12 protein-coding genes are annotated in these 12,666 nt (G+C 70.7%); 4 read left to right on the top strand and 8 right to left on the bottom strand.

What is annotated here, in order from left to right:
• Positions 1–120: 120 nt before the first annotated feature.
• Together murJ and ACNYS0_RS05000 are read right to left on the bottom strand one after the other, a co-directional pair.
• Positions 121–1,803 carry a murein biosynthesis integral membrane protein MurJ gene (gene murJ / locus ACNYS0_RS05005; RefSeq protein ID WP_422471429.1) on the bottom strand — a complete coding sequence of 561 codons (1,683 nt, stop codon included), beginning with the start codon at positions 1,801–1,803 and terminating at the stop codon, positions 121–123.
• 78 nt (positions 1,804–1,881) lie between these two features.
• The gene (locus tag ACNYS0_RS05000) at positions 1,882–2,853 is read right to left on the bottom strand and encodes an SDR family NAD(P)-dependent oxidoreductase (protein ID WP_422471428.1); all 972 of its coding nucleotides are present in this window, start codon (positions 2,851–2,853) and stop codon (positions 1,882–1,884) included.
• 55 nt (positions 2,854–2,908) lie between these two features.
• On the opposite strand from ACNYS0_RS05000, the gene ACNYS0_RS04995 reads away from it, so the two are divergent.
• Complete coding sequence (locus ACNYS0_RS04995; RefSeq protein WP_422471427.1) at positions 2,909–3,331, top strand: MerR family transcriptional regulator; 423 nt, start codon at positions 2,909–2,911, stop codon at positions 3,329–3,331.
• A 75-nt stretch (positions 3,332–3,406) separates the two neighbouring features.
• Here the strand turns inward: ACNYS0_RS04995 and ACNYS0_RS04990 are convergent, their stop codons facing one another.
• The 5 genes from ACNYS0_RS04990 to ACNYS0_RS04970 all read right to left on the bottom strand — a co-directional run bounded on the left by ACNYS0_RS04990 (position 3,407) and on the right by ACNYS0_RS04970 (position 8,184).
• Complete coding sequence (locus ACNYS0_RS04990) at positions 3,407–4,234, bottom strand: MBL fold metallo-hydrolase (RefSeq protein ID WP_422471426.1); 828 nt, start codon at positions 4,232–4,234, stop codon at positions 3,407–3,409.
• 81 nt (positions 4,235–4,315) lie between these two features.
• Entirely contained in the window at positions 4,316–5,584 is a 1,269-nt protein-coding gene (locus ACNYS0_RS04985; protein ID WP_422471425.1) for a CaiB/BaiF CoA transferase family protein, read from the bottom strand.
• Entirely contained in the window at positions 5,584–6,750 is a 1,167-nt protein-coding gene (locus ACNYS0_RS04980; protein WP_422471424.1) for an acyl-CoA dehydrogenase family protein, read from the bottom strand. The genes ACNYS0_RS04985 and ACNYS0_RS04980 overlap by 1 nt, the downstream gene beginning before the upstream one ends.
• A 7-nt stretch (positions 6,751–6,757) precedes the next feature.
• Entirely contained in the window at positions 6,758–7,594 is an 837-nt protein-coding gene (locus tag ACNYS0_RS04975) for an HpcH/HpaI aldolase/citrate lyase family protein (RefSeq protein WP_422471423.1), read from the bottom strand.
• Positions 7,591–8,184 carry a MaoC family dehydratase gene (locus ACNYS0_RS04970; RefSeq protein ID WP_422471422.1) on the bottom strand — a complete coding sequence of 198 codons (594 nt, stop codon included), beginning with the start codon at positions 8,182–8,184 and terminating at the stop codon, positions 7,591–7,593. The genes ACNYS0_RS04975 and ACNYS0_RS04970 overlap by 4 nt, the downstream gene beginning before the upstream one ends.
• 112 nt (positions 8,185–8,296) lie before the next feature.
• Here ACNYS0_RS04970 and ACNYS0_RS04965 point away from each other — a divergent pair, with 112 nt between their 5' ends.
• From ACNYS0_RS04965 to ACNYS0_RS04955, 3 genes are all read left to right on the top strand, one after another.
• Positions 8,297–9,028, top strand: a complete 732-nt coding sequence (locus ACNYS0_RS04965; RefSeq protein ID WP_422471421.1) for an IclR family transcriptional regulator — start codon at positions 8,297–8,299, stop codon at positions 9,026–9,028.
• Positions 9,029–9,398: 370 nt separating this feature from the next.
• Positions 9,399–10,301 (top strand): GNAT family N-acetyltransferase, encoded by a 903-nt coding sequence (locus tag ACNYS0_RS04960; protein ID WP_422471420.1) that lies wholly within the window; start codon positions 9,399–9,401, stop codon positions 10,299–10,301.
• Between the two features lie 125 nt (positions 10,302–10,426).
• Positions 10,427–11,752, top strand: a complete 1,326-nt coding sequence (locus tag ACNYS0_RS04955; protein WP_422471419.1) for an MFS transporter — start codon at positions 10,427–10,429, stop codon at positions 11,750–11,752.
• A gap of 7 nt (positions 11,753–11,759) precedes the next feature.
• On the opposite strand, the gene ACNYS0_RS04950 is transcribed toward ACNYS0_RS04955, so the two are convergent.
• Positions 11,760–12,656, bottom strand: coding sequence for a carbohydrate ABC transporter permease (locus ACNYS0_RS04950; protein WP_422413455.1), 897 nt, complete (start codon positions 12,654–12,656; stop codon positions 11,760–11,762).
• Between the last annotated feature and the right edge of the window lie 10 nt (positions 12,657–12,666).

The following is a 12,666-nucleotide window of genomic DNA, read 5'->3' as shown; positions in this document are numbered from 1 at the left end:
GGCCCTGCCGTCAACCCCACAGCCCCAGCGCGAACTCCGCCGCGACCGTCGACAGCCGGTGAACGAGGGCCTGCCGACAGGCGAGTTGCCCGGTGAGGTCCTGGTGCGGAGGACCCGGGCTCAGCGCAGCCCGGGCAGGCGGCGCAGTTCGTCGACCTTCAGCAGCCGGGCGAGCAGGACGTACCCCACCGCTGTCACGAGCACCCCGGCAGCCAGGGCGACGGCGGTGGGCCACGTCCCGCTTCCAAGGCGTGCGCACGCACGTGCCGCGGCCCAGCCCAGGGCCGCGGCCGGAGCCGCGGCGCAGCACAGTTTCCCGTAGGTGCGGCGCAGGCCGCCGTCGTCGATGCGGCTCCCGAGTCTCCCGCGCAGCAGACGCGCGGTGAGCGCGAGGCCCGCCACGTACGAGAGGGTGTAGGCGCCGGCCATGCCGACGACCGCCCAGCGGGCGGGCAGCAGCAGGTGACAGGCGGTGGCCAAGGCGATGTTCACGCCCGCGGTCCAGGTCGCCATGAGGAACGGCGTGCGGGTGTCCTCGAAGGCGTAGAAGCCGCGCAGCAGCAGGTACTGGGCGGAGAACGGGACGAGTCCGAGGCCGAAGGCCTGGAGCATGTACCCCAGCGGGCGGGCCGATGCGGCGTCGGCCGCTCCGTGGGCGAACAGCAGCGAGGAGATCTGCGGGCCAAGGGCGAGGAAGAGGAAGGCGGCGGGCACGATGACCACGCCGCTGATCCGCAGCGCCCGGGACAGATCCGCGCGCAGGTCCGCGATGCGGCCCTCGGCGACGGCCCGGCTCATGCGCGGCAGCAGTGCCGTGACCAGGGAGACCGTCACGATCGACTGGGGCAGCAACCAGATGGTCTGCGCGTAGGTGTAGGCCGAGTATCCCGCGCCCGCGTGGGGCAGTTCCTGGTCGGCGGCGTTGGCGTAGTTCGTGACCACGGTGAGGGCCACCTGGTTGGCCAGGACGAACAGGAGCGTCCACTTCGCCGCGTGGACGCTCTTGCCCAGCCCGGTGCCGCGCCAGTCGAACCGGGGCCGGAAACGGAAACCGGCCGCCCGGGCGAACGGGACCAGGGCCAGGGCCTGTAGGGCGATGCCCGCCGTCGTTCCGATCCCGAGCAGCCGCACCTGGCCGGCGGTGATGTCCGCCACCTGGTCGGGCACCGACATCAGCCCCAGGTAGGCGGCGAACATGCCGACCAGCACGACGTTGTTCAGCACCGGCGTCCACATCATCGCGCCGAACTTCTCCCGGGCGTTCAACACCTGCCCGTAGATGCCGAACAGCCCGTAGAAGAAGATCTGCGGCAGCAGGAACCGGGCGAACGTCACCGTCAGCCGAAACGCCTCGTGACTGTCCGGGGTGTCCCGCATGTACAGGCCCACGATCCGCGGCGCCGCCCACACCGCCAGCGCCGTCCCCACCGCGAGCACGCTCACGACGAGCGTGACCAGTCGCTGCTCGTACGCCCGCCCGCCATCGGGCTGCGTCGCCCGGGCCCGCACCAGCTGAGGCACAAGCACCGCGTTCAGCGCGCCGCCGATGAGCAGTGTGTACAGGCTCGTCGGCACGGTGTTCGCCGTGTTGTACGTACTCGCCAGCAGGCCCGTGCCCAGCGCCGCGGCCTGGAGGACCTGGCGGATCAGCCCCGTCGCCCGGGACACCACCGTCCCGACAGCCATCAGCAAGGACGAACGAACCAGCCCGCCCTTGCTCCCCTCGCGCCCAGCGGCTTGCCGCCCCGCCCCCTGCTGCTCCTGCGACACCAACCGCGCCGCGGAGTCCGTCCCCTCCACCATGCGGTCAACCTACGTGGTCAACGGCCCAGGGCCCGAATGCGTGTGCGCCATCGAGCAGTTACGGCGCAGGGTGCGGGGTCATCGGGGGACCGGTGTGGCGCCGGTCGCGGAGAGGGACACCGACCAGAGCCGGGCCGCCTCGCCGGGTTCGATGGCGTACGCGCGGACACCACCGTCGTCCATGGGCGTGCCGGGTGCAGAGACACGGGCGATGTCGCAGTCCTCCAGGTAGAGACCGCCCCGGCCGTCGAGGAGCGGGGACGTCGCGGCCCACAGCCCGGTGGCGGCCCCCTGGGACGGGGTCTTGAAACCGTCGCCGATGACGGTGCCGTGTTCGTCCACCCAGCCTCGGTCGATCTGCGCCTGGAGCGTCATTTCCCGCTGGAGACCAGTGATGATCTTGCCGGGGTGGAGGGCGAACGCCCGGACGCCGTCGTCCTTCCCGACGGCGTCGAGGTGCACGGCGAAGAGGGCGTTGGCGGTCTTGGCCTGACCGTAGGCCAGCCACTCGTCGTAACCGGTACGGAAGTGCGGGTCGTGCCAGCGGATGCCGGTGAGGGTGTGTCCGGCCGAGCTGTTGACCACGACGCGCGCACCCCCGGCGGCGGCCAGGAGCGGGTAGAGCTCACAGGCGAGAGCGAAGTGCCCGAAGTGGTTGGCGGCGAACTGGCCTTCCCAGCCGGGACCAACGCGCCGCTCCGGGGTGGCCATGACCCCTGCGACGGCCATCAGGAGGTCGAGCCGGTCGAACCGGGCGCTGATGTGCGCGGAGGCTGAACGCACGCTGGTGATGTCGGCCAGGTCCATGGGGACGACCTCGCAGTTCTCCACCCCCTTCAGTGCGACACGGGCAACCTCGGGGCGACGGGCGGGGACGATGACCCGGGCACCGCCGGCCACCAGCGCCCTGGCGGTCTCCAGGCCCAGGCCGGAGTAGCCCCCGGTCACCACGGCGGTCGTTCCGGAGAGATCGAGGCTGGCCATGACGTCCTCTGCGGTGGTGGATGCGGAGAAGGGCGAGCCCAGCGGCTGCTGTTCAGGAGTGGTCATGCCGCGGACGCTACGATCTAGAGCGAGGTCTAGATCAAGTCCAGGTGGGAGCGGCATGACGAACACCGAGGCCGCCGCGCCGTCGCTGAGCATCGGTGAGGTGGCGGAGCGGACCGGACTGAGCGTGCACGCCCTGCGCTACTACGAGCGCGAGGGCCTGTTCGTCGGGCCGGTCGAGCGCACATCGGGCGGTCGGCGGCGCTACACCTCGCTCGATGTCGAGTGGCTGCTCATCTGCGTCAAGCTCCGCGAATCCGGCATGCCGCTCGCCGACCTCAAGCACTTCGCCGAACTGGTACGCCGGGGTCCGGGCAACGAGGCGGAACGGCTGCGGTTGCTCGACGCCCACCGGCAGCGCGTCGACACACAGATCCGGGCGCTGGAGGAGTGCCGGTCCGTCATCGCGTGGAAGGTCGGCGTCTACACCGAGCACCTTGCCCGTGGTGAGGCCGACGGGCTCTGGGACCCGACGGCCTGACGCACGCGGGGGAGACGCGGCGTGCGCGCCGCGCCGTGCCGCTCCGGTGTCTTCAGCGGCCCGCCCCGGTAAGAACTACTTGCGGGTTCCGCCGCGCTGATCGCGCCGGGCGACGCTCTCGGCCTGCCCATCGTGTATGTCGTTCACCCACTCCCAGCCCGGCTTCGTGGACGGGCCGAGGCGTGGGTCGTCGGGGGCGAGACCGTCGCGCAGGGCGTGCACGTACGCACGGTCCTGCTCGATCCGTGCCCGCACCTCATCGCCTCTGCCGACCGACCCGTGGCCGGGGACGACGACGTCGAGGCCGTCCGCCACGTCCTCGAGCAGTCGCAGCCCGACGAGGTAGTCCCCGATCGGGTCGGCGGCATCGTCGAGCATCGGGATCAGGACGTCGGAAAGCATGTCGCCCGCGATGAGAACCCTGCTCTGTTCCAGCAACAGCGCGGCATGGCCCGGGGCGTGGGCCGGGTGTTCGATGATCCGGACTTCGGGGCCGGACCAGGGGATTCGTGTGGTCCCGGCGGGCAGGGCCGTGATGCGGCCGAAGAGGTCCAGTGGTGTTTCCCCGGCGATTTCCGGTGGCAGTCCCTCGGCGAGCCGGGTCTCCCAGTCCGTGTGGGACAGCAGGTCTTCCAGGAATTCCGCGCAGCGGGCCGTCCCGTAGCGAGGCGCGTCGCCCAACTCGGCATGCCAGAGCGCATGATCCCAGTCGGGGTGCGTCGAGAAGCCGGCCGTCACGGGATGGCCGTACACACGAAGGTCGTTCGCCAGACAGGCCATTTCGTCGCCCGTGATCCCGGGGTCGACGAGCAGCACGCCGCCCGTGCCCTGCACGACAACGGTGTTGTTCTGGAGCAACTCGCTCTGGTGGACCAGCACTCCGTCCGCGACCTGCTGCAACATGGGGTCCCTCCCGTTTGTGGCCCGCAGTCGGTTGCTCGGACGGTAGCGCACCGCCGCCGCCCCGAGAGGCGGTTCGTACGGCTATGGGGTGCTGCTCCGAAGGCGGTGGTCCCGGGGCGGGGCGGAGGGTTCGGGCTCGTGGGACGCCACCGCGCCGTCCTCCAGCCACTCCGCGATCTCCGCGTCCGTGCAGCCCGCCGCCGCGAGTACCTCCCTGGTGTCGCCGCCCGCCGGGCTCGGAGGGGCAGCTGCCCGGCCGGGGGTGCGGCTCAGTTTGATGGGGACGCCGACGCCGCGGTAGCCGTCCTGTTCGACGACGAGTTCGCGGTGGCGCACCTGGGGCGCCGTCATGGCCTCGGCGATGTCGTGGACCGGGGACGCCGGGACGCCTCGGGCGAGGAGGTGTTCGGAGAGTTCGGCGCGGCGGCGGTGTGCGATGTGCTCGGTGAGGATGGCGCGCAGCTCCGCGACGTTGCGCACGCGGTCGGGGTTGGTCGCGAAGCGGGGGTCCGTGGCGAGGGCGGGCTCGCCCAACACGTCGACGAGCGCGGCGAATTGGCGGTCGTTGCCGGCGCCGATGAAGAACAGGCCGTCGAGCGTGGCGAAGTTCTCGTACGGGGCGATGGTGGGGTGCGCGGATCCGGTGCGGGACGGAACCCGGCCGTCGGCCAGCCAGGATGCCGAGTGGGGGTGGAGGAGGCTGATGACGGTGTCGAGGAGTGTGGTGTCGACGAGTTGGCCGCGTCCCGAGCGCTGCCGTTCCTGGAGGGCGAGCAGGATTCCGGAGAAGGCGAGGATGCCGGTGACCTGGTCGACGACGGGGACACCGATCCGCAGTGGTGGTCCTTCCCTTTCGCCGTTGATGCTCATCAGGCCGCCGTACGCCTGGAGCACGGCGTCGTAGCCGGGGAGCGCGCCCAGGGGTCCGTCCGTGCCGAAACCGGTGATGCGGCAGTGGATCAGAGCCGGCCAGCGCTCGCGGATCACGTCGTCGGGGTAGCCCCAGGCTGCGAGGGTGCCCGCCTTGAAGTTCTCCACCACGATGTCGGCGTCGGCCATGAGGGTGCCCAGGACGGCGCGGCCCTGGTCGGTGGCCAGGTCGACGACGATGTTCTTCTTGCCGCGGTTGACGTTCGCGTAGTACGCGCTGGTGTCCTCGGTGAGGAACGGCGGCCCCCAGCGGCGGGTGTCGTCGCCCGCCGGGGACTCCACCTTGACGACGGTGGCTCCGTGGTCGGCCAGCATCTGGGTGCACAGCGGTCCCGCGAGGACGCGGGAGAGGTCGAGGACCTTGAGCCCGGACAGGGCGCCCGGCGCAGGGGAGTCGGGGACGGTCACAGGTGTGTTCATCAGTAGGACCTCGGCAGACCGAGCACGTGCTGGGCGACGTAGTTGAGGACCATCTCCTGGCTGACGGGCGCAAGGCGCATCAGGCGTGACTCCCGGAAGTACCGCTCGACGTGGTACTCCTTCGCGTACCCCATGCCGCCCAGGGTCTGGACGGAGGCGTCGGCGGCCTGGAAACCGGCGTCGGCGCACAGCCACTTGGCCATGTTCGCCTCGCGGGCGCACGTCTGCCCCTGGTCGTAGCGCCAGGCGGCGTTGCGGGCCATGAGCCGCGCGGCGTCGAGGCGGGTGAGGGCCTCGGCGAGCGGGAAGGCGATGCCCTGGTTGCGGCCGATGGGGCGGTCGAAGACGACACGGTCCTTGGCGTACTGGGTCGCCACGTCCAGGGCGGCGCGGCCGATGCCGAGGGCCTCGTGGGCGAGCAGGATCCGTTCGGGGTTGAGGCCGTCCAGGAGGTAGCGGAAGCCCTGGCCCTCCTCGCCGATCCGGGCGGTCGCGGGCACCCGCAGGCCGTCGATGAAGATCTCGTTGGAGGCGACGGCGTTGCGGCCCATCTTGGGGATCGGCCGGATGTCCATGGCGCCGCGGTCGATGTCGACGAGGAAGACGGAGAGGCCGTCGGTGGGCTTGGTGACTTCATCGCGCGGCGTGGTGCGGGCCAGCAGCACCATCTTCTGCGAGTCCCCGGCCTTGGTGATCCAGATCTTGCGGCCGTCGATGACGTAGTGGTCTCCGTCGCGGCGCGCGAACGTGGAGACGCGGGTGGTGTCGGTGCCGGCGTCGGGTTCCGTGACACCGAAGCACACATGCAGATCGCCGGTGACCGCGTGCGGAAGGACCTCGCGGCGCAGCCGCTCGCTGCCGTGCTTGGCCAGGACGTTGAGGCCGAAGATGGTCAGGTGCATGGTGGAGCAGCCGTTCATGCCCGCCCCGGACGCGGCCACCTCTTCCAGTAGGAGAGCGGCTTCGAGGACACCCAGGCCACCGCCCCCGTACTCCTCGGGCACGGCGATGCCGAGCCAGCCCGCCTTGGCGAACGCCTCGTAGAACTGCCAGGGGAATTCCGCGCGTTGGTCCTGCTGCGCCCAGTAGTCGGGGCTGAAGGACCGGGCCAGGTCGCGCACGCCCGACCGGATGTCCTTTTGCTGAGCGGTCAGTTCGAAGTCCATGTCGCTGTCACTTCCTTGTGTCGTGGCCGGTGTCGCCGGACGGTTCCAGCGCGGCGAGCACCGAACGGGCATGGGCAAGGACGGGTGCGTCGACCATCCGGCCCTCGTAGCGGAAGACGGCCCCGTGGGTCTCGGCCGCCGCGAGGACTTCGCGGGCCCACCGGCCCTCCTCCTCGGTGGGCGCGAACGCGGCGCGGATGGGCGCGACGTGGCTCGGGTGGATGCAGGCCTTGGCGCGAAAGCCGACGGCCGCGGCGTCCTCGGCCTCGACCGCCAGGCCGTCGAGGTCGGGGATGTCCAGGTGCACGGCGTCAACGGCGTACTTCTGGGCGGCTGTCGCGGCGAGCAGGACACGTGCCCGTGCGTGCAGCACCACGCCGCGGTAGCCGCCGTCCGGGCCGCGGCTGGAGCGGCCGCCCAGGTCGGCGATCAGGTCCTCGCCGCCCCACATGAGTCCCGCGCAGTTGTCGGTGCGTGCGAGGGACTCGGCGGCGAGGACCCCGGCCGCGGTCTCGCACAGGGCGAGGACGGTGCGCGGTGCGCAGGCACGTACGTCGGCCGCCGATTCGGCCTTGGGCAGCATGACCATGGTGTGTTCGGGCAGCGCCGCCAGGTCGTCCTCGCCCCACGGTGTGTCGAGGGCGTTGATCCGTACGAAGGTGTGTGCCGGATCGAGGTGGGGGAGGGCCCGCACGACGGACTGCCGGGCACGGGGCTTGTCCGCGGGGGCCACGGCGTCCTCGAGGTCGAGCACGACGCTGTCGGCGCGGGCGGCGGCCTTGGCGTACCGGTCCGGGCGGTCGGCCGGGCAGAACAGCAGGGCGGGGCCGTTGAGCACGCTCATCGGTCCGCCTTCGCGGGGGAGTCGGCCGGGAGGCGCCGCATCAGGGCCACGCGCCGGACGAGAGCGACGAGTTCACCGCGCTGATTGCGGCCGCGGTGCTCGAAGGTGACCACGCCGTTGTCGGGGCGCGATGCGGACGCCCGCTTGGCGACGACCTCGGTCTCGGCGTAGAGGGTGTCGCCGTGGAACACCGGTGCGGGGAAGGTGACCTGCTCGAAGCCGAGGTTCGCGACCGTCGTGCCCTGGGTGAGCTGGCCGACGCTGAGGCCCACGACGGTGGAGAGCGTGAGCAGGCTGTTGACCAGGCGCTGTCCGAACTCCGTGTCCGCGGCGGCGTGTTCGTCCAGATGGAGGCTCTGGGGGTTCATGGTCAGCGTGGTGAAGAACGTGTTGTCGGCCTCGCCGAGGGTGCGTCCGGGGCGGTGCGCGTACCGCACGCCGGGCTCCAGTTCCTCGAAGTACAGCCCGCGCTGGGTGACTTCGGTGAGTGGACCGGTGTGGGGCTCGGTGGCCGACGGCGTGCCCGGTTTGGTGGTCGGCAGGGGGTGCGGCTCGGTGTGCATGACGATGTCCGTTCGTATTTGCGTCATCGCGTTCGCAGATACGATCAACGTAGGTGTGCGGATGCGGCCGGTCAAGAGTCGACCGGGAGCTTTGGGGGCGGATAGAGTTCGTAGATACGAACCGAGAGGGAGGGCCGCCGTGGCCGAGACCGTCGCCAAGGCGCACAGGACCGTCAGCCGGGTGACCGACATCCTCGAGATCGTCGCGCAGCGGGACGGTGCTCGGATGCATGAGCTCTCCACCGCCCTCGACGCCCCGAAGTCCTCGGTCTTCGGGCTGGTCAAGGGGCTTGTGTCGACGGGTTACCTGATCGAGGAGCACGGCGTCTACCAGCTCGGTCCCGCGCTCGCGAACCTGCTGTCGCAGCCGTCCCTGGACGTGGCCGGGGCCGCGCAGCCCAGCCTCGACGCGCTGCGCGAGCAGTTCCAGGAGACGGCGATGCTCGGCGTGGCGGTCGGTGACTCGGTCGTGTATCTGGCGTCCGCCGAATCGCAGCAGTTGATCCGCTACTCGGCGCCCATCCGCGTCCGCCGCCCGCTGTATCCGCCGAGCGCGGGCAAGGTCGTCCTCGCGTACCGCCCCGCGGCGCAGCGCGAGGCCTACCTGCGCGAGACGCTCACGGATCCGGACGCCTACCGCTCCGCGCTCGACGAACTCGCCGCCGTGCGCACCGATGGCGTGGCGTTCAACAGGGGAGAGACGCTCCCCGACGTCAGCGCGGCGGCCCGCCCGATCCTCGTCCAGGGCGCGGTGCGCGGCGTCATCTCGGTCGCGGGACCCACCCAGCGCATCGCGGAACACCTCCCCGCCATCGCGGACGCGCTCACGGGCGCGGTGGCCGCGGCAGCGTCGCGACTCGGCGGCCGGTAGTCAACGCCCGTGATGCCGGTTGCTCCGACGGCTGAGCCGAGCGAGTAGAAGAGCATGTAGCCGCCGATGACGCTGCTCGTGTGGTGCGCGTAGGCGGCCGTGAGCATGTGTCGATTGCTGACGTGCACCGCCTGCACCGCGAAGTCGAGGACGATCACGCCGCCGACGACCAGCCGGAGCGACCAGGACGCCTGCCCGGCCGCCAACCACGATGCGGCCGGCAGCACGAGTGCACCGCCCGTGGTGAGACCGGCTCGGCCGGTGTCCGCCCCCTGTCCGGCACGGGAGGCGCCCAACGCCCCGGCGAGCCCGGCCATCCCGCTGACGCCCGGCCGCTCCTGCGGGCCGAGTGCGTCCGGGACCATGAAGCATGATCCCGGACGACTGGCAACTCACCGACGACGTCGACGACTTCCTCGCCCGGGCCGGAGGCTTCCTGCGCTCACGGCCCGCGCTGCACAACACCCCACTGACGGACATCGAGAAACTGCGGGCGCGCGGGACCGGCGCGCAAGGGCGCGAAGCGCGCGTCTTCGGCCGTCTGGAGTCGGAGGGTGAAGTCTGCGCCGTCTTCTATCGAAGGCCGAGCGGACACCTGTGGATCACCCCGCTCTCCGTCGAGCAGGTCGACACCCTCGTCGCTCGCCTGATCGGCCTCGGCCACTGCCCGCCCGGCATCCTCGCCGACCACGACACCGCCACCGCTTTCGCGGAGGCGTGGCAGCGGTGCACAGGTGCGAGCCACGTCCCGTTCTGGCAGACGCACCTCTACCGCCTTGGCACGCTCACCCCGCCGCGTCGGCCCCCGGAGGGTCGGGGCCGCGTGGCGGGCGAGAGCGACCGCGAGCAAGTCGTGCGTTGGTGTCGCGAGTTCTGTGTCCTCGTCGGGGAGCAGCCCTCCCTCGACTTGATCGATGCCGGCTCCTGGGGCGACTCGCGTTTCGGTGACCGACACTTCACATTCTGGGAGGGCCCGGACGGCGTTCCCGTCTCCATGGCGGCCGTGACGTCCGTCGTCGGCGGGATGGTCCGGGTGGACCCCGTCTATACCCCGGCCCACCTCCGGGGTCGCGGCTACGCGGGCGCCGTGACGGTCGCGGTGAGCGAGGCGGCGCTGGCCGCGGGGGCGACGGAGGTCGTCCTGTTCACGGACCCGGCCAACCCCACCAGCAACGCCCTCTATCAGCGCATCGGATATGTCCACCTCGCCGACTTCACTGGATACAAGTTGGGCCCTGCCGACTTCTTGACGCCCCTTTCGGCGCTCGCCTAGCCTTCGCATATCCGAGTCATGGTTCGTATATAAGAACTCGTATATGAGGACTCACCCGCTCCTCCGGGCTCCGACGCACCGCAGGCACGGTCCGCGTCCGGCTCGGGCACCGAAAGAAGAGGGACATGGCAAGTACGCTCGACGAAGAGCGCGCGACCGCCTCGCGGGCGCCGAAAGGCGTGCGCTCGGCCGTCATCGCGGGGTCCGCGATGGAGTGGTTCGACTTCTACCTCTACGCCTCGATGGCGGCACTGGTGTTCGGGAAGGTGTTCTTCCCGGCCGGGGAACCCGCGTTGGCCACCATGGCCGCCCTCGGCACCTTCGCGGTGGGGTTCTTCGCCCGCCCCGTCGGCGGCATCGTCTTCGGGATGATGGGCGACCGGCTGGGTCGCAAGAAGGTGCTGTCCCTGACCTTCACCCTGATGGGAGCCTCCTCCGCCTGCATCGGCCTGCTCCCGAGCTACGCCTCCATCGGTGTCATGGCCCCGGTCCTGCTCATCCTGCTGCGCCTGCTCCAAGGCCTGGGCGCGGGCGCCGAGTTCGGCGGGGCGATCGCCGTGGCGTACGAGCACGCGGACACCACGTCGCGCGGTCGGCAGGGCTCGTGGCCCGCGCTCGGGGTGAACGTCGGGCTGCTCGCCTCGTCCCTCACCGTCGCCGCCCTCACCAGCATGAACGACGACTTCCTGTACAGCGTCGGCTGGCGGATCCCGTTCGTCCTGAGCTTCCTCCTCGTCGGCATCGGTCTGTGGGTGCGGCGCAACCTGCCCGAGACACCCGCCTTCAAGGAGATGACACACCAGGAGAGCGCCCGACCCACCACGCGGAAGAAGAACCCGCTCATCCAGCTCTTCAGAACGGACTGGCGCGGCCTCGCCGTCGTCATGGCCATCACCATCGGCTACAACGGCGTGAGCTACACCTTCAAGACGTTCTCGCTCTCCTATCTCACCGACTTCCAGGGTGTCTCGGCCGGCGTCGGCGCCCTGGGCATCAGCATCGCGAGCTGCTGCTCACTCATCACGGTGCCATTGGCGGGCCGCCTGAGCGACGTCATCGGCTCGAAGAAGGTGGTCGTCCTCAGCGCCGCCGCCACCGCCGCGCTGGCCTTCCCGTTCTTCTGGCTCCTCGACACCCGGAACAACTGGCTGATCTGGCTCGGACTCACCCTGGCCACCGGCATCACGGTGCCCGCGCTGCTCTCCGCCCAGGGCGCCTTCCTGGCCCGCCAGTTCCCGCCCGCGGTACGGGGCACGGGCCTGGGCACCGGACGCGAGGTGGGCGGCGCCTTCTCCGGCGGCCTGGCCCCGCTCGCGGCCTTCGCCATCGTGCAGGCGTCCCCGACCCACGCGACATGGGGCGTCTCGCTGCTGTTCCTCGCGGGTGCGCTGTTCATCGGCGTCGGGGCGGTCTGCGACCAGAGCCGGCGGTACAGCAGCGACTTGAACTGACCGGCTCTCAGCCCTTCAGCCCCGACGACGTGATCCCCTCCCGCAAGGGCCGCTGCCCGATCACGAACACCACCACCGCCGGGATCATCGAGAGGACGACTCCGGCCAGGACCACGGAGATCGATCCCGTGCCGAGGTTCCCCTGGAGGGAGACCAGGCCCAGGGGCATCGTGAAGTTCTGGTTGCTGGTCTCCAGGATCAAGGGGCGGAAGAATTCGTTCCAGTGATAGTTGAAGGCCAGTACGCCGACGATGGCGAGGCCGGGCGTCGCCAGTGGCGCGTACACCGAGCGGAAGACCCGCCACGGGCTCGCTCCGTCGATCATGGCCGCCTCGCCCAGCTCCTTCGGCATCGTCAGGAAGTACTGGCGCATCAGGAACGTCCCGAAGGCGGTCGGCACCGCCGGCACGATGAGGGCGAGCAGCGTGTCCGTAAGCCCCATCCCCTTCAGGATCAGGAACACCGGCACGATCGTGACCTGCACCGGCACCATCATCGTGGCCAGGACCAGGCCGAACAGCGGCCGCTTGAAACGGAAGTCGAGGAGGGCGAACGCGTAGCCGGCAAGCCCCGCCGTGATCATCTGTCCGACGGCGATGAGGCCGGTCACCAGCGCGGAGTTGAGCGCGAGCAGCCACACGTCGAGCTGTCCGAAGACCTGCCGGTACGCCGACAGGGTCCCGTCGGCCGGGATCAGCTGCGGCGGCAGGTCGAAGGACTCGGCCGGCGAGCGCAGCGACGTGGACACCGTCCACACCACGGGCCCGATGGTGAGCAGCGCGACGACGAGCAGCCCCGCGACGCGCGCCGCCGTGCCGAGCCGCCGCGCGGTGAGCGAGCCGACCCGCTCGCGCAGCCGCTCCGGCGCGGACGGGGAAGTAGAGGAGTACGACACTGCGGTCATGGTGGGAAGG

It is taken from the genome of Streptomyces anthophorae, from assembly GCF_049310305.1.
Taxonomy (GTDB): Bacteria; Actinomycetota; Actinomycetes; order Streptomycetales; family Streptomycetaceae; genus Streptomyces.
This window is presented reverse-complemented; position numbering and strand designations above follow the sequence as displayed.

Bases quoted from the DNA above. Each gene is read 5' to 3' on its own strand.
- murJ (WP_422471429.1), bottom strand. From the start codon at position 1,803: ATGGTGGAGGGGACGGACTCCGCGGCGCGGTTGGTGTCGCAGGAGCAG.
- ACNYS0_RS05000 (WP_422471428.1), bottom strand. From the start codon at position 2,853: ATGACCACTCCTGAACAGCAGCCGCTGGGCTCGCCCTTCTCCGCATCC.
- ACNYS0_RS04995 (WP_422471427.1), top strand. From the start codon at position 2,909: ATGACGAACACCGAGGCCGCCGCGCCGTCGCTGAGCATCGGTGAGGTG.
- ACNYS0_RS04990 (WP_422471426.1), bottom strand. From the start codon at position 4,234: ATGTTGCAGCAGGTCGCGGACGGAGTGCTGGTCCACCAGAGCGAGTTG.
- ACNYS0_RS04985 (WP_422471425.1), bottom strand. From the start codon at position 5,584: ATGAACACACCTGTGACCGTCCCCGACTCCCCTGCGCCGGGCGCCCTG.
- ACNYS0_RS04980 (WP_422471424.1), bottom strand. From the start codon at position 6,750: ATGGACTTCGAACTGACCGCTCAGCAAAAGGACATCCGGTCGGGCGTG.
- ACNYS0_RS04975 (WP_422471423.1), bottom strand. From the start codon at position 7,594: ATGAGCGTGCTCAACGGCCCCGCCCTGCTGTTCTGCCCGGCCGACCGC.
- ACNYS0_RS04970 (WP_422471422.1), bottom strand. From the start codon at position 8,184: ATGACGCAAATACGAACGGACATCGTCATGCACACCGAGCCGCACCCC.
- ACNYS0_RS04960 (WP_422471420.1), top strand. From the start codon at position 9,399: ATGATCCCGGACGACTGGCAACTCACCGACGACGTCGACGACTTCCTC.
- ACNYS0_RS04955 (WP_422471419.1), top strand. From the start codon at position 10,427: ATGGCAAGTACGCTCGACGAAGAGCGCGCGACCGCCTCGCGGGCGCCG.
- ACNYS0_RS04950 (WP_422413455.1), bottom strand. From the start codon at position 12,656: ATGACCGCAGTGTCGTACTCCTCTACTTCCCCGTCCGCGCCGGAGCGG.